We start from the raw sequence: 20,667 nt of genomic DNA, 5'->3' as shown, positions 1-20,667 counted from the left end.
ATTTTAAAATTGATACCGCATTTGAACTTTGATCTCAGATTTCTTATTGCCCTGAATTTCATCTAAATATGAACCGACAGTTTCTGCATCTTTATAAATGAACATTGCATATCTTAACCAAATATTTAATTTTTCAGCAACATTATACTTTAGGTTTAGATAGGTTCGAAACCCTTTTCCGCTATACATACCAAAAGCGAAGCTGTATAATATATCATCTTCATAAGCATAAATTCTGCTATTATAACTTGGCGTATTAAAATAGGCAAGCCGCATGTTTCCTGTAATTTTAGAAAACATTGGAGAATAGTCTACATCCTGATAAATCAAATAGCCGAACTCACGGTTTGCATTACCTTTTTTATATTGAGAAACCTCCGCCCGGTTTTGAAAACTCCATTTTTTATTAATCTGCCAGCTTACTTCGATGCGGTAGCCTTCTTTTTTTACATCATCAAGAAAGTTGATCGGAACATCTAAATCAGTATTTTGCTGCTTGTTTTCAGTTTTGAATCTTGCCAGGGCTTTGAAGGTTTTGCTGGGTGTATAAATCGCCTGACCTAAAATTTCGTATCCCTTGGAAGGTGCATCAACTCTATATTTGAGCCATGGAAATTTAAAATAGTCGCCATAAGCAGAAAATGTCCATCGTTTATTTGGCGTGATATTTAAGCCTGCATACAACCCTTTTTCATTAACGGCCTCACTGGCTTCAGCAACTGCATGATTAAAAAAGTTATGGAAATCTTTTGCATAATTCCGATAGGTGATGGCTGCTGAAACGGCAGGAGTTAGACTAATCAGAGCACCATTAACATGAGCTAAGCCGCTATTGAGGCTTTTCCCGGCTTCGCCGAAAAAATAAATGTTTTTATAGGTATAATTATAATGAACACCAATATTGGTTAATGAATTTCCGGTGAAACTAAACCGGTCGTAAACCGCCGTTTGTGTAATGAAACTATTTCCGTATTCACTTTGATAAGCGACAGCCCCAATACCCAACTGATTTCTATTGTATTGCAGCGCCAAGCCATAAATTTGTTGTTTTAACGAACCCCTGTTCTCAATTTCTGTGGGTGTGCGGTGATAGCCGCTTTGATTAACTGTTGCTTGTACCAGGTTGCCACCAGCATCTAAATCCTGACTAGCATCCAGCTTTCTGAATGAAACAAAGGGTGTAATGTCGAAATTTTTATAAAGGTTAATTGTTGCCGATGCGCCTCTTAAAAATGAATATTCGTTTGCCGAAGTGTAAGGCCTTAGGCCCAAATCCTTTCTCGCCACACTTGTTACGTCTGGTCCTTTGCCAAAAGCAAAGCCCGACCACATGGTTAAACCCTGACCAAATTGTAACGTGTAATCGCCTATGATCAATTTCTTTACCTTGCCTAACTTAAAAAGCGCAATATTTCCCGAGTAAAAATCAAATGGCCTGCCAATAAATTTTTCACCAGCATCTTTATCTAGCGTTAGCGCTGCAGAAACAATTGTTCCATAATGATAACGATAACGGCTTTGAAATTTTTCTGGAGAACCTAAATAGCGATTGCCAGGCAAATCTGTAAAGCCTTTTTGCGTTTGTAAGGTTTGCCCAAATCGTATAAGCAAATCGCTTTCGCCTAAACTTAACAAGTTTTTGAATGTAAGTTTCTCGTATTCGGTAACAGTATTTAAAGTAACAAAGGGAAGCAAACTTTGAACAGTTTTAATATCGAAACCGTCAATACTTTGAAGCTCTAGCACATCAACAAAATTCCCGTTTTCTTTAACATAGGCAAAGAAGTTACTGATTTGCAACGGCGATAAAAACACAAGTGTTTTCAATTCATCGGGCGAGGTTTTATTTAAATTAATAGGGTGTTTTTTATATCTGGTCAACATTTCAATCAGCTCAGTCATGTCATAATCGTCTGGAAGATTTTCTGCTACACTTTCTATAATATCTTTCACATCTGTTTCTTGCTCGCCTATTTGGGCATTTGCGATGAATCCCATCATCACAATTGCCATTGTGATCAAACTAAAACGCATAGCCTACGGCAATTTGTGGTGCATAACCTAAATTGGCATCGTACGTTGTTGCCATATCTAATAAGAATTTCTTATAATTTAAACCGAAGCCTGCATATTGCTTAAAAGGCCTGGTACTTAAGCCACCTCTTAGGCTTAGCATTTCAATAATTTTATAATCGATTCCTATGTTTACATCAACAGATTGACCAAGAGATTTACTTAGGGAAGTTGCAATCAAGACTTTATCAGATGCAAGGTAACTTGCACCAGCATGGAACGTTGTTGGAATACTTAGCGATACCTCTTTGCTACTGAACTTTTGCTTTGATGGATTATTTACGAAAGCTCCAAAAGCAAATTCACTATTGAGATGGTAAAGTGCCCCAACATCGACGGAGAAACCGGAAGAAGTACCATAATTGGATATTTTTAACTGATGATAATTGGTGTTTATGGCAATAGATAATCTTTCACCAAACTGCTTTGCATACGCAAAGCCTACTTTACTTTCATTGTATTCAGCAAATCCATAGCGCTGAAAGCTTGCTCCGATAAAATCTCTCTTGATCGGCAAAACGAAAACTGAGGCCTGAGTACTGATCTCATCACTAAAGAGGTGTTTAATATAATTTATCGAAATTGTTGGCCTGGTGAGTGAAGCAATACCAGCCGGGTTTGCCTGTAAAGCCCAAACATCGGTAACGGCTGCACCATTGTTGCCCATGGCAGTAAGCCTTGGGCCCAAACTGTTTTGAGCAAATAAACAAAAAGGTGTGAGGGAGATTAACAATACAATCCATATCTTCATTTGAGGGCGTTAAAACCAGTAAATAAAAAATAGGGTGATTGTTGTTTGGTTATATTAAATATAGAAAATTATTTTTAATAAGTAATATCAAAAATTTAATCCATTTAAATGTTGAGCGAGAAGATCCTGAAAAAAATTCAGGGGGAAGAAATTTTATAACGTTGCAATAAGTTTTACAACTCCTGTGCTAAATTCATTAAAAACCCTTTTAGCTTTTCCAGAGAATCTATGATCTTTTGATTCTCCTTTACATCACCCTTATTGTTTTTTAAATGTTCTTTTGCACCTTTAAGTGTAAAGCCTTTTTCATCAACAAGGTTGAAGATAATTTTTAAATTTTCGATATCTTCAGGGGTAAATAAACGATTACCTTTTTTGTTTTTCTTAGGTTGGAGAATATCGAATTCCTTTTCGTAAAAACGAATTTGCGATGCGTTAACATTAAACATTTCAGTCACTTCGCCCATGGTGTAATACATTTTATTAATGTCTCTTTCTTTATATGGCATAATTGGCGCTTGATTATGAGTGTTTTACATCGATTAATTAAAGTATTCAAATGTAGCTCGATTTTTCCTTATTAACGCAATAAAATTTTAATTTTGTTCCTCCAATTAATAAAATGTAATGACAGCACAAGAGATTAGACAGGCATTCCTTAGTTTTTTTGAATCGAAACAACATCATGTTGTTCCTTCGGCACCAATTGTAGTTAAAAATGATCCAACTTTGATGTTTACCAACGCGGGTATGAACCAATTTAAGGATTTATTTTTAGGCGAAGCCGCGATTAAATATGCTCGTGTTGCAGATACTCAACGCTGCTTACGTGTTTCTGGTAAGCATAACGATTTGGAAGAAGTGGGTATCGATACTTACCACCACACCATGTTCGAAATGCTGGGTAATTGGAGCTTTGGCGATTATTTTAAAAAGGATGCGATTGCCTGGAGTTGGGAATTACTAACGGAGATTTATAAAATTCCAAAGGATAAATTATATGTTACTTACTTTGAAGGTGATGAAAAAGAGGGCTTAGAAAAAGACCAGGAAGCGTACGACCTATGGAAACAATATGTTGATGAAAACCACATTTTACCTGGAAATAAAAAAGATAATTTTTGGGAAATGGGCGATACCGGACCATGCGGACCTTGCTCTGAAATTCATGTAGATTGTCGTACTGATGAAGAAAAAGCTTTGGTAGATGGCGCCACTTTGGTCAATGCAGATCATCCTCAGGTGATCGAAATCTGGAACAATGTATTTATGCAATTTAACCGTTTGAAAGATGGTTCACTTCAAAGTTTACCTGCTAAACACGTGGATACCGGAATGGGCTTTGAGCGTTTGGTACGTGTGCTTCAACAAAAAAGTTCTAACTACGATACTGATGTGTTCCAGCCCATGATTCAGTTTATTGCTGACAAATCTGGAATTAAATATGGTGCTAATGAGAAAACGGACATCGCTATGCGTGTAATGGCCGACCATATTCGTGCCATTGCTTTCGTTATTGCAGATGGTCAGCTGCCTTCAAACAATAAAGCGGGTTATGTTATTCGTAGAATTTTACGTCGTGCTGTACGTTACGCTTACACTTTCTTGAATTTTAAAGAACCATTTTTAAACCAGTTGATTCCTTTATTAGCTGAGCAATTTAAAGGTGTGTTTGATGAACTGATTTCTCAACAGGATTTCGTTCAGAAGGTAGTTTTAGAGGAAGAAGTTTCATTTTTAAGAACCTTATCAACAGGAATTCAACGTTTCGAAAGATATCAGGCAACAAATAATACAGTAGAAGGAAGTTTCGCCTTTGAACTATCTGATACATTTGGTTTTCCAATCGATTTAACTGAGTTAATGGCTAGAGAAAAGGGTTGGAGTGTTGATTTAGCTGGATACGAACAAGCGCTTAAAAAGCAAAAAGACGATAGTCGTGCTGCTACCGCCATTGATACAGGCGATTGGATTATCGTTAATGCAGATGAACAAAGTGAGTTTGTTGGATATGATGACCTAGAAATCGAAACTGAAATTCTAAAATACCGTAAAGTTAAAGCAAAAGGGAAAGAGCAATATCAAATCGTTTTACGCCAAACACCTTTTTATGCAGAAAGCGGAGGGCAGGTAGGAGATACCGGACGTTTAGAAGATCATAGTAGACAGTTTTGGGTTGATATTACCGACACTAAAAAAGAAAATGGCTTAACCGTTCACTTCGCAGATATTCTTCCAGATAATTTGGAAGGAAAATTCTGGGCAGTAATTGATGAAGATAAACGCATTTTAACAGAGGATAATCACTCGGCTACGCATTTATTACATGCTGCTTTAAAGCAAGTTTTGGGTAATCATGTAAACCAAAAAGGTTCTCTTGTAAATGCTGATTATCTACGTTTTGACTTTTCTCATTTTGCTAAGGTAACAGATGACGAGCTGGCTCAAGTAGAAGTAATCGTTAATCAGAAAATCAGACAAAATATTAAGTTAAAGGAAGAAAGAGATGTGCCTTATCAGGATGCAATTGAAAGTGGCGTGACTGCGTTATTTGGCGAAAAATATGGCGATTTCGTTCGTATGATAACTTTTGATGATCATTTCTCGAAAGAGCTTTGCGGTGGTACACACGTAAAAGCAACAGGACAAATTGGTTCGTTTAAAATTGTTTCAGAAAGTGCAGTTGCGGCAGGTGTTCGAAGAATTGAAGCGATTACCGCCGACAAAGCAGAACAATATTTCTTAGACCAAAGAAAAGAATTAGGTCATTTAAAAGCATTATTAAATGGCTCAAAAGATTTATCAGCTTCAGTTCAGGCTTTGCTAGACGAAAATGCTAAACTTAAAAAAGAGATTGAAAAATCGACTTTAGAGCGGGTTAGTAATTTAAAACATGAAATCGTTCATCACGTTCGTGGTATAAATGGAGTTAATTTAATTGCTAAGCACATCGATTTACAAAGCGCTGATGCAGTTAAAAATCTTGCATTTTCATTAAAAGATATGATTGATAACTTGTTCCTGGTATTTACAACTGAAATTGATGGCAAACCTGGAATCACCGTAATGCTTTCTGATGATTTGGTAAAGAAAGGAATGAATGCATCGAACATTGTTCGTGAGTTAGGGAAAGAAATCCAAGGCGGTGGCGGTGGTCAGCCATTTTACGCAACTGCTGGTGGCAAAAATTCTGCTGGCTTACCAAACGTGTTAAGTAAAGCTGAGGGTTTTATTTCACAATAATTTACAAAAAACCGTTATTGCGAGGCTCGAACCAATTTTTTCATGATAGAGTTGCTTCGTGTCTCGCAATGACGATCACAATTATGAAACTGGACTAATTGTTAGTTTTTCATTAATAGGTGTATCATCTTTGCAATTTAAACCCGATTGAAGTGGAAATACTTTTAAAAAGTAGTAACCTTTAATATCTTTCATACTGAGGAACGAAGTATCTGCAAGCAATGAAGAAGATTCTTCTTTCCTCAGAATGACAGAAGTTTTTTTAAAGATTGCAACGAAAGCGGGACTGCTTTAACCTAAACATTACTGCGATTGCTTTTCAAATTATTTATCAAATCCTATTTTGGTTTAAAAACTAATTTATTAGTTTCGTTTGAAAAAAATCTAAATGAAAAAATCACTCTTAATGATCGTTTTCCTTGCCTCAATGAGCTGGTGTAAGGCACAAAGCAAAAACCCAGATAGCGTATCAAAAGCAATCGAATCGAGATCAAAAGCAATTGGCCATGGTGGCAATAATGAGATCAAGATTAATCTTTTTTATGCTGTTTTGGCTATTCCTGAAATTACCTACGAAAGAATTATAGAAGACAATATGGGTGCTGGAATTTCTGTTGCTATTGGCGCAACGAAGGAAAATGTTTTCGGAAGCAGAATTAATTATATCATTACCCCTCATTACCGATTATATTTTGGAAATAAGAAAGCGAATGGATTCTTTATAGAAGGGAATGCAGGAGTTATTTCATATAAAGAATATGATTATTCATCATTAGCTTATACCTCTTATCCGGCAGGATATAATTATACGCTACCAGAAATAAATTATACTTCTTTTGGGTTGGGTGCTGCCGCTGGTGCAAAATTTTTAACAAGAAATGGCTTTTTAGGAGAAGCTTATTTAGGTGTAGGCAGAGTTTTTAGCAGCAAGAATAATGCAATAGAAGCCTACCCAAGGTTTGGTTTAACCATTGGTAAAAGATTTTAATCACAAAAAAGAGGCTCTAAAGCCTCTTTTTTTATTCTAATGTCTGCCGTGTTTCTCCCGGTGTCCTTTTGAAAATAAACTGGAGTTTACTCTTCTGTCATGGTGTCGTTTATCAACTTTATACGATCTATAGTTATTTCTTCCGGGTGCGCTATATCTCACACGGTTTCCTCCACCATATGAAGACCTGTAGATGTTCGAACGATTTGAATATTTTGCACGATGTGTATTGTAACTTCTGTACGGGCTATGACCATAAACCACAACCTTTCTACCGCGGTGCAAATCGTAACCTCTGTACCTGGCCGGTAAATGTCTGTTTCTTACCCATCGGTTGCCGTTTAGATAAACAAACTGACGTTGCGGAACGTAATAGTAAGATTGCACTTCGGGCAAATAATAATAATTAACGTTTTGATAACCGACCGGAACCCAGGCAGGCTGTGTGCCAATGTTCACATTTAAACTTACCTGAGCGTTAGATTGATTTGATGTTAAAGCCACGATACCTACAATCGCGGAGATGATTAATAACTTTTTCATAATCGTTTCTATTTGTGTATACTGATAGAATTCAAACGCTGTGCCAAATTTTCTATTGTAACAGAGATATAAAAAAAGGGAGCTTCTTTCGAAAACCCCCTCTACACAACTAAAAAACTGCTATCCACGTCCTTTATCGTTATTTCTTTCAGGACGGTTATTAGACGCTTTTCTGTCATTCCCCGGTGCATTATTCCTGCCAGGTTTTGCTTTCTGATTTGGTTTTACAATAGTTAGCTGTGTGCGACTTGGGCGGTTATTGCTATTTTGTGAACGAACAACTTGCGCTGGTCTATTGCTACTATTTCCATTATATTTCGGATGACCTTTTACCACATAATATTTACGATCACGGCTATCTCTAATCACCGCCTGACGACCGTTGTAATTTTTGAATTTACTGTATTTTGCTACATAAATGTCGTTTCTTAAATATGGTTTTGGTTCGTTGACCACAACTTTATAAGCATTGTAAACATCAAAATTTCTGTATTGATTAGGTAAACTATTTACCCAAACCCAACGTCCGCCATTTGAATAAATATATTGGCTTGATGGAACATTGTAATAGGCGTCGATATCAGGAAAATAGTAATAGTCTACATGGTCGTAACCGGTAGGTCCCCAGGCTGGTTGTAAGCCGATATTGATACTTAAGTTAACTTGTGCTTTTGCATTGTTTATGCCGAATAATGAAACCATCAGAACTGCAGCAAATAATACTAACTTTTTCATAACTTTTTAATTTAAGGTTTCTTTTGTGTGTTAATTATTGAAATAGACAGAAGCATTACACAGTAGTTTAACTGTGGCAATTCGTTTTAACATTCTTTAACTATATTTGCCAAAGCAATACATAAAAGGCACAATTTTAATATGGGTTTAGGTACAAACCAAAGCAATTACGAACTCGTTTCAGGACTGGAAATACACGTTCAGTTAAATACCAATACAAAGATATTCTCCTCAGATAGTGCTTCTTTTGGGGCCTTGCCTAATCAAAATATTTCTACCGTATCGCTGGCCCTGCCGGGTGCTTTGCCAAAGCTTAATAAAGAAGTTGTGGCAAAAGCCGTTAGGATTGGTCTTGCCTTAAATTGTACAATCAATCAAATCAATCATTTCGACAGGAAGAATTATTTTTATGCTGATTTACCAAAGGGATATCAGATTACACAGGATAATCAACCTATTTGTGTTAATGGCTTTCTTGAAGTGGAATTATCTGATGGTTCCACGAAGAAAATTGGTATCAATAGAATCCATTTAGAAGAAGACGCCGGCAAGAGCATTCACGATCAGGATGATCATTATTCTTTAGTTGATTTAAACCGAGCCGGTGTGCCTTTAATTGAAATTGTTACCGAACCTGATATTCGCAGTGCAGAAGAAGCATCAGCTTTACTGAGCGAAATTAGAAAGTTAGTGCGCCACTTAGATGTAAGCGATGGAAACATGGAAGAGGGTAGTTTACGCTGTGATGCAAATATTTCTATCCGAGAAAGCGGAACAACGGAATTTGGTACCCGTTGTGAAGTAAAAAACTTAAATTCCATGCGTAACGTACGTAGGGCAATGGACTTTGAATTTGGGAGACAAGTAGAAGTAATTTCTGGTGGTGGTACAATTATTCAAAGTACATTAAATTTTGACGCAGATAAGGGCACAACCTCGCCAATGCGAACCAAAGAAGAAGCAAATGACTATCGCTATTTCTCTGATCCTGATTTACAGCCCATTTGTATTTCCGATGATTGGTTGGCAGAAATAACATCAGCGATGCCGGCTTTACCCAATGAAATTTCTAAACAAATGGTTTCAGAATTTGGTATTAGCAAAGCTGATGCAGCGCTATTTGCAGAAGATCTGGATTTATTAAATTATTTCAACCAGGCTTTGCCATTGGTTAACACGAAGAAAACTTTAATTAACTGGCTAATCGGGCCCATCAGAGCCGTATTGAGCGAAAAAGCTATCGGTATTGCTGATTACAAAGTCAAACCCCAACAATTAGCTGCTGCGATTAATTTGGTTGATGATAAAAAAATTACCCAACAAATTGCCATCCAACAATTATTGCCCGCAGTTGAAGGAACCGAAGATGATGTTGTAAGCCAGGCACAATCATTAAATCTGTTAATATCTGAAAACAGTGATGAATTAGGTGGGTTTATCGATGATGTATTAAGCAAGTTTCCGGCGCAAGTAGAAGCCTATAAAAAAGGTAAAAAAGGTGTATTAGGTTTATTTGTAGGTGAAGTGATGAAGCTGGCAAAAGGTAAGGCTGATGCCAAAAAATTAAATGAATTGATACTTGAAAAACTAAAATAATAATGAAATTAAAAAACTTAAGCCTGATCTTATTGATCGCAGTTGCTTTCACAGCTTGTAAACCAAAAGATAGCTTTAACATTGACGGAACTTTTCAAAATCCGGGTACGGACAAGAAGGTTTATCTGTACGGAATGCAAAGTAGCCAGATGGTTGCTATTGATTCAACAAATTTATCTGAAAAAGGGGAGTTTAAATTTATTCGTAAAACACCATCTGTAGACTTTTTCAGGGTTTCAATTGGTAATCATGAATTTATGTTAATTGCCAAAAATGGTGATGACATCAAGCTGGAAGCTGATTTAGCTGATAAAACAATGGCTTATAAAATCTCGGGTGCTAATGAGGTTGAAAAGTTATCAGAGTTAAATACGATTAGAAACAACTTCGCGAAGCAGGCAGAAAAACTCCAGGCCGATTTTGAAGCTAAGGTGGCTGAGCAACCTCAGAACAGGGCTAAGATTTTAGAAGATATGAGACCTCAGTATCAATCCTATATCAATCAGCTGAATTCGCAAATCATCAAATTTGCGAAGGATAACAAGGGAACGCTGGCAAGTTTCTATGCAATGAACACATTAAGTCCGCAAGAATATGAAGCCGAACTGGTAAAGTTTGCCGATGAAGTAAAGGAGGAGATTAAAGGAAATGCCACTGTAGATACTTTTGTAAAACAGATGGCGCTTTTAAAAACAGTGCAGGTTGGACAGATTGCACCTGCATTTACCATGAACACTGCAGATGGAAAGGCAATCAGCTTATCTGATTATAAAGGAAAATATGTGTTATTAGATTTTTGGGCATCCTGGTGCCAACCTTGCCGTCAGGAAAATCCAAATGTGGTTAAAGCTTATAATCAATACAAAACGAAAAATTTCGATATTTTAGGGATTTCATTAGATACTGATAAAGCAGCTTGGTTGGGCGCAATAAAGGCTGACGGATTAACCTGGTCTCATGTTTCGGAATTAAAAGATTTCAACGGAGAAACCGTAAAGAAATATCAGGTTCAGGCTATTCCAACATCTTACATTATTGATCCAAATGGTAAGATAGCTGCTAAAAATCTTCGTGGCGCAGAATTAGAAGCTTATTTAGCAAAAACGTTACGTTAAAAGAAACTCAATGTTAACCTAATTTAAGTCGTTAACAATTTCTTAACTTAGCCTTAACTAATAGTTACATCAGAGACAGTACTTTCGTAACAAATATTTAACTATGAATAACGCAGGTCAGAAAATATTAATTGTTGATGATGAACCAGATATTCTGGAATTGATTGAGTATAATCTGAAAAAAGAAGGTTATCAGGTTTTTACCGCTTCTAACGGGCAGGAGGGAATTACGGTTGCTAAAAAGGTTCATCCAGACTTGATTATTCTTGATATCATGATGCCAAAGATGGACGGGATTGAAGCTTGCAGATTGATGAGAGCTATTCCTGATTTCAAAAATACATTCATGGTATTTTTAACCGCCAGAAGTGAAGAATATTCAGAAATAGCAGGTTTTAATGTAGGTGCTGATGATTACATTGCGAAACCAATTAAACCACGTGCTTTAGTCAGCCGTATTAATGCAATTTTGCGAAGAAATACCGGAACGGAGGAAGTATCGGAAAACAAGTTAGAAATTGGCGATCTGGTGATCGATCGTGAGGCCTACTTGGTATTCCAGGGTGGAAACAAAGTGGTTTTGGCAAAAAAGGAATTTGAATTATTATATCTTTTAGCCTCAAAACCCGGCAAGGTGTACACTCGTGAATCTATCCTTAAAAACATTTGGGAAGATTCAGTAGTGGTAACCAACCGCACCATTGATGTGCATATTCGTAAACTCCGCGAAAAGCTTGGCGAAACTTATGTATCAACAGTAAAAGGTGTTGGTTATAAATTCGAGCTTTCTTAATAAAATATTTACCCTATTCAAACACAGATTAATGCAGATTTTCGCTGACAATTAATCTGTGTTTTTTTTTTGGTAACATTTTCAGTGGATCCAGTTTGCTTCTCCTGATTTGTGCGTCAGCCTATAATTAAATAACCCACTGAAATAATTTCGGGGTTACGACACCCTTAAAAGATAAAATCCGTATTTTTGTGCTTCATTAATAACTCTGCAGTTTGAAGTACCCAAATTTTAAAGACCTTATTCTTTTCGAAGACAACGATTTTATCGTAATCAATAAACCTCCGTTTTTAGCTTCACTTGATGAAAGAGGCGGTTCGGGTGAAACCAATGTATTACGTTTAGCCAAACAATACAGCGACGACGCACAGGTTTGTCACCGTTTAGATAAAGAAACTTCAGGCGCTTTAATAATAGCTAAAAATCCAGAGGGTTATCGTCATGCATCTATGCAGTTCGAGCGTAGAAAAGTGAACAAAACTTATCATGCGGTTGTAGATGGGCATGTAATTTTTGATAAGTTATTAGTGGATTTACCTATCCTTAACGATGGAAACAAGAATGTAACCATTGACAGGGCGGAAGGTAAAAGAGCTGAAACGATTTTCGACTCGTTAAAATACTACAAGCATTACACTTTGGTTGAATGTAAGCCGATAACTGGCAGAATGCACCAGATTCGTATCCACCTGGCAACTCAACGTGCTGCAATTGTTGGCGATGATATGTATAAAGGAAAACCGGTGTTTCTTTCTTCCATTAAACGTGGTTACAGATTATCAAAAGGAGAGGAAGAGCAACCTATAATGAAACGTTTTGCACTACATGCTAAGCATTTGGTATTTAAAGGATTAAACGATCAGGATATTGTGATTGATGCCCCTTATCCTAAAGATTTTGCAACATTAATTAAGCAATTAGACAAGTTTGATGTTTAAATAAGCGCTTAATAAATATCGCCATCAAGCTTTTTTATTACTTTTGGAATATTCGCCCTCTATTAAATTTAAATAGAATGTATATCCGCTTTGTAAATTATCTTGATAAGATTAATCAATACCGAAAATCAAAGATATCAAACCGTAATTTCCTGATTATTCTTGCAGTAGTTGTTGGAATCTTGGCGGGTTTAGCTGCAGCTGCGTTAAAAAGTTTAACACATCATATCGAAGAATTCCTCCAGTCAGATTGGCAATGGAAATACAAGTATTATCTGTACCTGCTTTTCCCAATGATTGGAATTTTTTTTACTGTACTATATATTAAATTTTTCATTCGGAAAAGTAAATTTGAAACAGGCCTGACACCACTTCTGTATGCCATTTCAAAAAAATCAAGTAGGGTAGAGCCACACAATATTTATTCGCAGATCATCACTGCGGCAATTACTGTAGGTTTCGGCGGTTCAACTGGTTTAGAAGCGCCTATCGTAACCAGTGGTTCGGCTATTGGATCCAATCTGGGGCGATTTTTGGGCTTATCTTATCGTGAAATTACCATGCTGGTAGCTTGTGGTGCAGCTGCTGGTATTGCTGGTGCATTTAATAGTCCTGTTGCAGGAATCGTTTTCGCAATTGAAATTTTATTGCCAGAATTTACCATTCCAGCTTTTATTCCGCTTTTGCTTTCTGCTGCAACCGCAGCCGTTGTGGCCAGGTTATTTTATACGCAACAATTATTCTTTCTGGTAACCGAAGGCTGGAAAATAAATGCGCTTTTCTATTATGTTATCCTGGCATTACTCATTGGTTTATTTTCGATCTATTTCACTAAGGCAAATTATGCCGTAAAGGGCTTTTTTTACAAAATCAAGCATCCTTACACAAAGATAGTTGTTGGCGGATTGATGCTTGGTGCGCTGGTTTTTCTTTTTCCGACACTTTATGGAGAAGGCTACATTACCATAAAAGGCCTGTTAAAAGGTGATTATTTAGCCGTAATCAATAACAGTATATTTTCTGATTATAGTACTGTTCCTGCTTTGGTAATACTATTTACCGTTGTAACCATTTTTATGAAATCAATTGCTACTCTGGTTACGTTAGGAGCAGGAGGTAATGGTGGTACTTTTGCACCCAGTTTAATTATGGGTGGATTGATCGGTTTCATTTTCGCCTATGTAGTTAATCTTTCTGGCATTGCACACCTGGATGTCGCTAACTTTATCGTGGCAGGAATGGCTGCCGCTCTCGGTGCCATTATGCATGCGCCTTTAACGGGTATCTTTCTTATTGCAGAAATTACGGGGGGCTATATCCTGATGGTTCCGTTGATGATTACTACTGCCATTTCTTACGCGGTGAACAGAAGTGCGCAAAAACATTCTATTTATACAAAGGTGCTCGCTGATAAAGGCGAGTTGCTTTCGCATGAAGACAAAGACACTACGGTATTAAGTCAAATGAAGCTGAAATACCTGATAGAAAAAAATTATCCTAAAGTGGAAATGAATGATTTGATTGCCCTGAGAATGAATGAAATTGTTCAATCTCATAAAAATATCTGTGCAGTAACAGATGAACTAGGGGATTTTAAAGGCGTAATTTATGTTGAGGAGCTTTTCAATGAATTAATGCAAAACGAAAATAAAGACTTGTTAATTGCATCCCACTTAGTTCAGCAAGCGCCAAATACCATTAATGAAAGTGATGATTTAAAATCAGTGCTTAAAAAAATGGAGCAGGAAAATGCATGGATTTTACCGGTTATTAATAACGAAAACCAGTACAAAGGTTTTGTTTCCAAAACCGCCATTTTTAATAAATACAGGGCTTTACTGATGAGGCAAAATGATTATATGGGTTAAGCCCCCAACCTCCTAAAGGGGGCTTTTGACTTTCTAATAGTCTTGCTAGGTTCAAAATATTGTTAAGTCAAAAAAAAAAGTTGGAATAAGATAAGAAAACTCTTTCTGTTCCAACTTTTATATTTTAAACCTCTCTTTATCCACCTCGTTGTTAGTTCCCATTCAGGGGGCAAGGGGGTTACTCCGCCCTTTTCAACCCAAACTTTTCAATCTTACTGTATAAATGACTGCGTTGAATATCGATTTCATCAGCAGTTTTGGAGACATTCCAATTGTTTTTCTCGAGTTTAAATTTAATAAACTCTTTCTCCGCATGATCTTTATAATCCTGGAAATTATTAAAGCTATCGAAAGATGATGACATGCCTGAACCTCCAGATGCGCCAGCAATTTGTGTGCTCGTTGCAGCGCCAATGTTCGTTCCACCTCCTGGGTTAGCGAAAGCACGAACATCATTTTCAGTAATTACCTTATCACTTAAAATAATCAATCGCTCAATCATGTTGTGTAGCTCACGAACGTTACCTGTCCAAGGTAGTGCTTGCAAAGCAGCCATTCCGCCATCGTTGATTTTTTTAACCGGCATACCGTAGTCATTGCAAATGCTTTCCAAAAAGTTTTGCGCAATTACCGGAATATCATCTGTACGTTCGGTTAAATGTGGAACGTGAATATTAATTACATTCAGTCGGTGGTACAAATCCATACGGAAATTACCATCCTCAATTTCTTTTAATAAATCTTTATTGGTTGCCGCCAAAACGCGAACATTAACTTCAATCTCCTTTTCGCCACCAACACGTGATATTTTATGTTCCTGCAAAGCACGAAGCACTTTTGCCTGGGCTGAAAGACTCATATCTCCGATCTCATCCAGGAATAAAGTCCCGCCGTTTGCCAGTTCAAATTTACCAATGCGCTGCTTTACAGCAGAAGTAAATGAGCCTTTTTCGTGACCAAACAACTCACTTTCAATTAATTCTGAGGGAATTGCCGCACAGTTTACCTCGATTAAAGGGCTGTCTGCCCGGTTCGATTTTTCGTGTAACCAACGGGCTACCAACTCTTTACCACTACCATTTGCACCAGTAATTAAAACACGTGCTTCAGTAGGTGCAACTCTTTCAATGGTTTCCTTAATTTTCGAAATACTCTCAGATTCACCTAAGATTTCGCGGGTTTTGCTTGCTTTGCGTTTTAAAACCTTCGTTTCAGTAACCAAATTTCCACGGTCCAAACCATTGCGAACAGTAATCAGCAAACGGTTTAAATCTGGTGGTTTTGAAATAAAATCGAATGCACCTTTTTTGCTGGCCTCAATAGCGGTTTCAACCGTACCATGACCAGAAATCATGATGAATGGTAAATCAGGTTTAATGATCTGTGCTTGTTCAAGCACTTCCATACCATCCATCTTATTCATCTTAATATCGCAAAGAACAAGGTCGAAATTACCTTTCTTAATCATTTCGAGTCCATCGATACCATTGTCGATATCTTCTACATCATAGTTCTCGTATTCTAAGATTTCGCGTAGGGTACTTCTAATCGCCCGCTCGTCATCAATAATTAATAGTTTGGCCATTTAGTATTTGTTTATTCTATTTGATATGCGAATATATTGTTTTTAAATTAATGTATAGTTTTTTATACAACGATTTCAGGCTATAAACGGGAAATTGATGAAAAGGTTTTATCAGATTTGAAATTTGCCAGCGTTGGGCGCTAAGTTTATTTTACAGGTTTGTGTTTCATAAACCTGATGTGAACGGTATACTTTTTTGAAGCTTCCTTCGATAAACTCAGAATGACATTCGCAAAAAAGATTTAGTGAGCAGCAGGGCTGAAACAACCCAAGCATTACTGTTTTGGCTTTTCAAAAAATTAAAAAAAAATGCAGGTCTGTAAGCCGGGTTCTGTTTCCTGATTGCTCAGAACTTCTATCATTAATCCACTGCAAATGTTGCCATTTACCTCTAACGACCTACCCACTAACATCGGACGGGCAGCCCTACATGCGTTAGCCTATTTGGTCTTTCAACTCCCGGGGTTTACAAACCACTGCAGTCGCCTGCAATGCTCGTGTGCTCTTACCACACGTTTTCACCCTTTCCCAACTTGCGCCAGGTGGTATATTTTCTGTTGCACTAATCCGTAATTCAGGTTTTCAATCCTAAATTCCTTTCCGTTAGAAAGCGAGATGCCCTGCGTTGCCCGGACTTTCCTCTCTCCCGATAAATCGAGACAGCGATAGAACAACCTGCATTTTCCGCAAAGATGGATTTTTTTAACTACAAAAGATACAAAACTGAAAGTTTTTTCAGTCTACCTACAATTCTGGAGCTGTGTAGAAACTTTTGAATAGGGTACAAATCCCTGATGGTTTCCGAAAGAATTGGTTACATAAACCATTACCTGCGCCACATCGATATCAGCCAATTCAGGGAAACCAGGCATTTTTTCCTGATAGTCTTTTCCGTGAATGGTAATTTTCTCATTCGTTCCGTTTTTAATGATGCAGGCTAAATTTTCTTTGTTGGTTTTCAAGAAAACAGAATCCGTTAGCGGAGGAGCAAGCTGACCTAAGCCTTCGCCGTTTTCACCATGGCAATTTTGGCATTTGGCTTTATAAATATCTTTTCCATTCGACATATAGTTTTGCAAATCAATCGTTTCCTGATTTTGACAAGAAATAATTACGGCTACAACCGAAAATAGAAATATTGAATATATGATGTATTTGCGCATTTATGGTTCGTTAATTTTTACCACGGAAACAGGGATATAAACGGAATTAATTCTATTTTTTTCGTGCTTCCGTGGCAATAAAATCTATTTCTTATACTCTGCCAGTAAAACTGGGATATCTTTCTTAAGCTGCTCTACCTGGTCTTCCTTTGTGCCATCATAAGCACCACGAATCCTTCTGTCTTTATCGATTAAAACCAAATACCCCTGGTGAATGTAACCGTCTTTGGCGGTGCTGTCTTCACCAACAGCAACTAAATAATTTTTTTCTGCTAATGTGTAAACGCTATCCTTGCTACCATAAAGAAATTGCCATTTAGCATTATCAACACCCAACTTTTGAGCATACTTTTTCAATACTGATGGTTTATCATACTTAAAATCGATGGTATGGGATACAAACATCACATCGGGATTGGTTTTGAAATCATTGTAGACCGTCATTAAATTGCGGTGCATAGTTGGGCAGATGGTACTGCAAGAGGTAAAGAAAAAATCGGCAACGTAAACTTTCCCATCTGTTGCTTTATTGGTTGTTAACACACTATCCTGGTTTAAAAATGCCCAATTCGGAATGGTTTGATAAACGGTGTCAATTTTTTCTACACCTGCTGCATCTTTTATGGTTTCTGCATAACGTTCGCCATAAAAAGGGAGTTTTTTTTCTTGCTGACAAGATGAAAATATGGTAACTGATAGCATGCCAATGGCTATCGAAGAAATAATTTTATTCATGTTATTTTGTTAAAAATGTAAATATACAACCTCTGCTCCTCAAATCCCTCTCTTTGAAGAGAGGGATAGTACAAATTGCCAAACTAATGACCTTGTTAGGAGGAATCATTAGTGCTTATGATTTTTCATTTCCATTATTTGAGATGGCGCAACATTGTAAATTTTTAAAACAGAATCTGATGCTCTGGTAACTTTGATGTAGCTATCTTCAACATTTCTTATTTTAACCATTTCCGATTTATAATAATTTAAGTTTTCTGTTTCATCTCTACCTTTAAAATCATCATTAAAGGCATGCATCCAGTCCATCATATTTTCATCAGCCTGGTTTAACTTTAAAACCAGATCTGCAATTTTTACGGAATCATCAACAGATTTAACTTTTCGAGATTTCAGTATTGAGTCTAACTTCATCTTGTTATTGATAACTTTTGCGCCATCAATCATCAATTTATCGTGTATGTTAAGCACTTCTTTTTTTACTGCTTCAGCATCAGGTTCAGTTTTGCAAGCGCTTAAAAGAAGCACGCTTATGCAAAATCCAATTGTTAGTGTCTTTTTCATATTAATCGTTTTAAAAATTATAAGTAAGTCCGAGATATACCTTTCCTGCACTCATGGGATGGTCGGTTTCAGCTTCCCAAATGTTTTTCTGAATTCCAGCATTAAGTGCAACATTTTTGTAAAAGATATCGGCACCAACGCCACCCATTAAGTTATTCATGATGTGTTCGCCCGTTTTAATGCCATTATATGTTTCTCCGGCAGAATACTCGTAAAAAAATTGTGCTGATGGCATAACTTGAATGTCTTTACCTATGCTTTGAGTATAGAAGATATTGAGGAAACTGGTGGTGCTGTTTGCGATTCCTTCGTTACGATTGTTGGTGCCGTTAAATTTATATGATGTATTTAAACTGGCGCCAAACTTGCCAAGGCCAACCATGTAATTCAGGTAAATAAAACCATCGGTACTGCCGGTACCTGCTTGCATTAAGGACGAATAACGAATGCCTTCGGTGTTCTTAAAATTATTTTTTCCTGTAGCAACTTTAATTCCTGCGCCGGCAATAAGCTGTTGCCTGAAATTATCTTCCAGTTTTCTGAACAGATGATAGCCTGCGTATACATTAATATCACCAACACCAGAGATCGAAGATGTGTACCCATTATAACGTTCGCTATTAGCAACGTATGGCAGAATTGCATTGATCTCCAATTTATTGGTGATAAAATACTTTCCTCTTACTTCTAGTGAGCGATAAAGCTCATAATCTTCAGGGTTTCCGGCATGACCTGTTATCGGAGCATTCTGACTTCTTGCCGGAATAAAAAACTTTCCACCATTTGGAAATAACGAATGTGACTGGCCTGCATAACCATTAAATGAGCGGTAGCGATACAGCACACTGATGTTGTTTCTGTTGAAGTATGGCGTTATGCCCATGAAGCAACCGCAAATATCACAGGCATAAGTGCTGCTGCTTAATAGTAAGAGCAGCAATACCAATAGCTTACGATTCACTGAATAATTTATTTTTGATAAATTCACTGTCTGTTAATGTTTTTAAAAATGATTTTACTTGCTCTTTTTCTGTTGAGCTTAACGGAATTCCATTTTTTAGGCGAGGATCCAAATTTGCCGATGCTTTTACACCAGAATTGTAGTGTTCTAGAACTTCATCTAAACTATAAAATCGACCATCATGCATGTAAGGTCCGGTGTATTCGATGTTACGCAATGTTGGTATTCGAAAAGTTCCGAAATCAGTTTTTACGCCTGTAATGTGCGAGCGGCCTTCATCAGTACTAACTAAATCTAAACCATTGCTTCGGTAAGTAAAATCAGTAAAAAGTGGCTCAGTATGGCAGGAACTACATTTTTCTTTAAAAAGATTATAACCAGCAAGTTCTGTCGATGTAAATGAAACGCCGTTTTGCTTTCTGATCACCTGGTCGTATTTGGAATTGCCAGAAACCAATACGCCCATAAACTGTGTGAGTGATTTTAAGATTTTCTGAGAATTGATTTCCGTTGTTCCAAACGCTTTTTTGAACATTTGTGGATAAGGAGCCGTGTTTTTTAACAGTGAAACTACAGTTTCCAGATCGGTTTTCATTTCGCAGGTATCTGTAAAGGCATTCAGGGGAGATGTTTCGAGGTTTTTTACGCCGCCATCCCAGAAGAAAGCCTTTTGCCAGGCGAGATTAAAAAGTGGGGGTGCATTTCGTTTTCCCTGGCAGTTGTCTACACCGTGACTCACCTTATGATCTAGATTTGCAAATGCTGCAAATTGTTGGTGGCAGCTTCCACAGGAAATACTTTTATCTGCTGATAAACGGGCTTCGTAAAATAGCTTTTTCCCAAGTGCAAAAACATCTTTTGTTAACTTATTATCTTCGAAATTGTAAGTTGGAGCTGGGAAATTAGATGGAACTATGAAAGATATTTTCTTTTCTTCCGGAGTAATTTCATCTTCGTTTTTACTGCAAGCATACATCAATGCAATGCTTAAAAAAAGCATTGCAAAGACTGTTAAT

At 37.1% G+C, this 20,667-nt stretch carries 18 protein-coding genes and 1 other RNA gene; 7 read left to right on the top strand and 12 right to left on the bottom strand.

The window, feature by feature from the left end; all coding sequences use genetic code 11:
* Positions 1-3: 3 nt before the first annotated feature.
* The 3 genes from EA772_RS18405 to EA772_RS18395 all read right to left on the bottom strand — a co-directional run bounded on the left by EA772_RS18405 (position 4) and on the right by EA772_RS18395 (position 3,333).
* A complete protein-coding gene (locus tag EA772_RS18405) occupies positions 4-2,001 on the bottom strand; it encodes a helix-hairpin-helix domain-containing protein (protein WP_246833990.1) in 1,998 nt (665 codons plus the stop codon).
* A 22-nt stretch (positions 2,002-2,023) separates the two neighbouring features.
* On the bottom strand, positions 2,024-2,824 hold the full coding sequence (locus EA772_RS18400) for a hypothetical protein (RefSeq protein WP_124914455.1): 801 nt from the start codon (positions 2,822-2,824) through the stop codon (positions 2,024-2,026).
* A 173-nt stretch (positions 2,825-2,997) separates the two neighbouring features.
* Complete coding sequence (locus EA772_RS18395; RefSeq protein WP_010600781.1) at positions 2,998-3,333, bottom strand: MerR family transcriptional regulator; 336 nt, start codon at positions 3,331-3,333, stop codon at positions 2,998-3,000.
* Positions 3,334-3,451: 118 nt separating this feature from the next.
* On the opposite strand from EA772_RS18395, the gene alaS reads away from it, so the two are divergent.
* Both alaS and EA772_RS18385 read left to right on the top strand, forming a co-directional pair.
* Positions 3,452-6,067, top strand: a complete 2,616-nt coding sequence (gene alaS, locus EA772_RS18390) for an alanine--tRNA ligase (RefSeq protein ID WP_124914454.1) — start codon at positions 3,452-3,454, stop codon at positions 6,065-6,067.
* A 388-nt stretch (positions 6,068-6,455) separates the two neighbouring features.
* A complete protein-coding gene (locus EA772_RS18385) occupies positions 6,456-7,055 on the top strand; it encodes a hypothetical protein (RefSeq protein WP_124914453.1) in 600 nt (199 codons plus the stop codon).
* Positions 7,056-7,091: 36 nt separating this feature from the next.
* On the opposite strand, the gene EA772_RS18380 is transcribed toward EA772_RS18385, so the two are convergent.
* A complete protein-coding gene (locus EA772_RS18380; RefSeq protein ID WP_124914452.1) occupies positions 7,092-7,598 on the bottom strand; it encodes a hypothetical protein in 507 nt (168 codons plus the stop codon).
* A 120-nt stretch (positions 7,599-7,718) separates the two neighbouring features.
* Entirely contained in the window at positions 7,719-8,333 is a 615-nt protein-coding gene (locus EA772_RS18375) for a hypothetical protein (protein ID WP_124914451.1), read from the bottom strand.
* A gap of 141 nt (positions 8,334-8,474) precedes the next feature.
* On the opposite strand from EA772_RS18375, the gene gatB reads away from it, so the two are divergent.
* From gatB to EA772_RS18350, 5 genes are all read left to right on the top strand, one after another.
* The gene (gene gatB, locus EA772_RS18370) at positions 8,475-9,929 is read left to right on the top strand and encodes an Asp-tRNA(Asn)/Glu-tRNA(Gln) amidotransferase subunit GatB (RefSeq protein ID WP_124914450.1); all 1,455 of its coding nucleotides are present in this window, start codon (positions 8,475-8,477) and stop codon (positions 9,927-9,929) included.
* 2 nt (positions 9,930-9,931) lie between these two features.
* On the top strand, positions 9,932-11,044 hold the full coding sequence (locus EA772_RS18365) for a TlpA disulfide reductase family protein (protein ID WP_124914449.1): 1,113 nt from the start codon (positions 9,932-9,934) through the stop codon (positions 11,042-11,044).
* Positions 11,045-11,147: 103 nt separating this feature from the next.
* Positions 11,148-11,837: a response regulator transcription factor gene (locus tag EA772_RS18360; protein WP_124914448.1), complete on the top strand. Its 690-nt coding sequence runs from the start codon at positions 11,148-11,150 to the stop codon at positions 11,835-11,837.
* 215 nt (positions 11,838-12,052) lie between these two features.
* On the top strand, positions 12,053-12,775 hold the full coding sequence (locus tag EA772_RS18355) for an RluA family pseudouridine synthase (RefSeq protein WP_010600789.1): 723 nt from the start codon (positions 12,053-12,055) through the stop codon (positions 12,773-12,775).
* A 77-nt stretch (positions 12,776-12,852) separates the two neighbouring features.
* On the top strand, positions 12,853-14,643 hold the full coding sequence (locus tag EA772_RS18350) for a chloride channel protein (RefSeq protein WP_124914447.1): 1,791 nt from the start codon (positions 12,853-12,855) through the stop codon (positions 14,641-14,643).
* A 178-nt stretch (positions 14,644-14,821) separates the two neighbouring features.
* Here the strand turns inward: EA772_RS18350 and EA772_RS18345 are convergent, their stop codons facing one another.
* The 7 genes from EA772_RS18345 to EA772_RS18315 form a co-directional block, all read right to left on the bottom strand.
* The gene (locus EA772_RS18345; RefSeq protein WP_124914446.1) at positions 14,822-16,228 is read right to left on the bottom strand and encodes a sigma-54 dependent transcriptional regulator; all 1,407 of its coding nucleotides are present in this window, start codon (positions 16,226-16,228) and stop codon (positions 14,822-14,824) included.
* A gap of 304 nt (positions 16,229-16,532) precedes the next feature.
* Positions 16,533-16,910: RNase P RNA component class A (gene rnpB, locus EA772_RS18340), an RNA gene on the bottom strand.
* A 58-nt stretch (positions 16,911-16,968) separates the two neighbouring features.
* The gene (locus tag EA772_RS18335; protein ID WP_010603317.1) at positions 16,969-17,391 is read right to left on the bottom strand and encodes a cytochrome c; all 423 of its coding nucleotides are present in this window, start codon (positions 17,389-17,391) and stop codon (positions 16,969-16,971) included.
* Between the two features lie 84 nt (positions 17,392-17,475).
* Positions 17,476-18,126, bottom strand: coding sequence for an SCO family protein (locus EA772_RS18330; protein WP_124914445.1), 651 nt, complete (start codon positions 18,124-18,126; stop codon positions 17,476-17,478).
* Between the two features lie 108 nt (positions 18,127-18,234).
* Positions 18,235-18,690 (bottom strand): hypothetical protein, encoded by a 456-nt coding sequence (locus tag EA772_RS18325; RefSeq protein WP_124914444.1) that lies wholly within the window; start codon positions 18,688-18,690, stop codon positions 18,235-18,237.
* A 10-nt stretch (positions 18,691-18,700) separates the two neighbouring features.
* Complete coding sequence (locus tag EA772_RS18320) at positions 18,701-19,651, bottom strand: transporter (protein WP_124914443.1); 951 nt, start codon at positions 19,649-19,651, stop codon at positions 18,701-18,703.
* Complete coding sequence (locus EA772_RS18315; RefSeq protein WP_246833989.1) at positions 19,641-20,651, bottom strand: cytochrome-c peroxidase; 1,011 nt, start codon at positions 20,649-20,651, stop codon at positions 19,641-19,643. Before EA772_RS18315 ends, EA772_RS18320 begins: the two co-directional genes overlap by 11 nt.
* Between the last annotated feature and the right edge of the window lie 16 nt (positions 20,652-20,667).

Origin of the sequence: Pedobacter sp. G11 (genome assembly GCF_003860265.1) — a bacterium.
Classification (GTDB): Bacteria; Bacteroidota; Bacteroidia; order Sphingobacteriales; family Sphingobacteriaceae; genus Pedobacter; species Pedobacter agri.
The sequence above is the reverse complement of the archived record's forward strand: the minus strand, read 5'-3'. Positions and strand labels throughout refer to the sequence as shown.

What these genes read in the sequence shown, in the direction of transcription:
- EA772_RS18405 (WP_246833990.1), bottom strand. Translation starts at nt 2,001, where the DNA reads ATGATGGGATTCATCGCAAATGCCCAAATAGGCGAGCAAGAAACAGAT.
- EA772_RS18400 (WP_124914455.1), bottom strand. Translation starts at nt 2,824, where the DNA reads ATGAAGATATGGATTGTATTGTTAATCTCCCTCACACCTTTTTGTTTA.
- EA772_RS18395 (WP_010600781.1), bottom strand. Translation starts at nt 3,333, where the DNA reads ATGCCATATAAAGAAAGAGACATTAATAAAATGTATTACACCATGGGC.
- alaS (WP_124914454.1), top strand. Translation starts at nt 3,452, where the DNA reads ATGACAGCACAAGAGATTAGACAGGCATTCCTTAGTTTTTTTGAATCG.
- EA772_RS18385 (WP_124914453.1), top strand. Translation starts at nt 6,456, where the DNA reads ATGAAAAAATCACTCTTAATGATCGTTTTCCTTGCCTCAATGAGCTGG.
- EA772_RS18380 (WP_124914452.1), bottom strand. Translation starts at nt 7,598, where the DNA reads ATGAAAAAGTTATTAATCATCTCCGCGATTGTAGGTATCGTGGCTTTA.
- EA772_RS18375 (WP_124914451.1), bottom strand. Translation starts at nt 8,333, where the DNA reads ATGAAAAAGTTAGTATTATTTGCTGCAGTTCTGATGGTTTCATTATTC.
- gatB (WP_124914450.1), top strand. Translation starts at nt 8,475, where the DNA reads ATGGGTTTAGGTACAAACCAAAGCAATTACGAACTCGTTTCAGGACTG.
- EA772_RS18365 (WP_124914449.1), top strand. Translation starts at nt 9,932, where the DNA reads ATGAAATTAAAAAACTTAAGCCTGATCTTATTGATCGCAGTTGCTTTC.
- EA772_RS18360 (WP_124914448.1), top strand. Translation starts at nt 11,148, where the DNA reads ATGAATAACGCAGGTCAGAAAATATTAATTGTTGATGATGAACCAGAT.
- EA772_RS18350 (WP_124914447.1), top strand. Translation starts at nt 12,853, where the DNA reads ATGTATATCCGCTTTGTAAATTATCTTGATAAGATTAATCAATACCGA.
- EA772_RS18345 (WP_124914446.1), bottom strand. Translation starts at nt 16,228, where the DNA reads ATGGCCAAACTATTAATTATTGATGACGAGCGGGCGATTAGAAGTACC.
- EA772_RS18335 (WP_010603317.1), bottom strand. Translation starts at nt 17,391, where the DNA reads ATGCGCAAATACATCATATATTCAATATTTCTATTTTCGGTTGTAGCC.
- EA772_RS18330 (WP_124914445.1), bottom strand. Translation starts at nt 18,126, where the DNA reads ATGAATAAAATTATTTCTTCGATAGCCATTGGCATGCTATCAGTTACC.
- EA772_RS18325 (WP_124914444.1), bottom strand. Translation starts at nt 18,690, where the DNA reads ATGAAAAAGACACTAACAATTGGATTTTGCATAAGCGTGCTTCTTTTA.
- EA772_RS18315 (WP_246833989.1), bottom strand. Translation starts at nt 20,651, where the DNA reads ATGCTTTTTTTAAGCATTGCATTGATGTATGCTTGCAGTAAAAACGAA.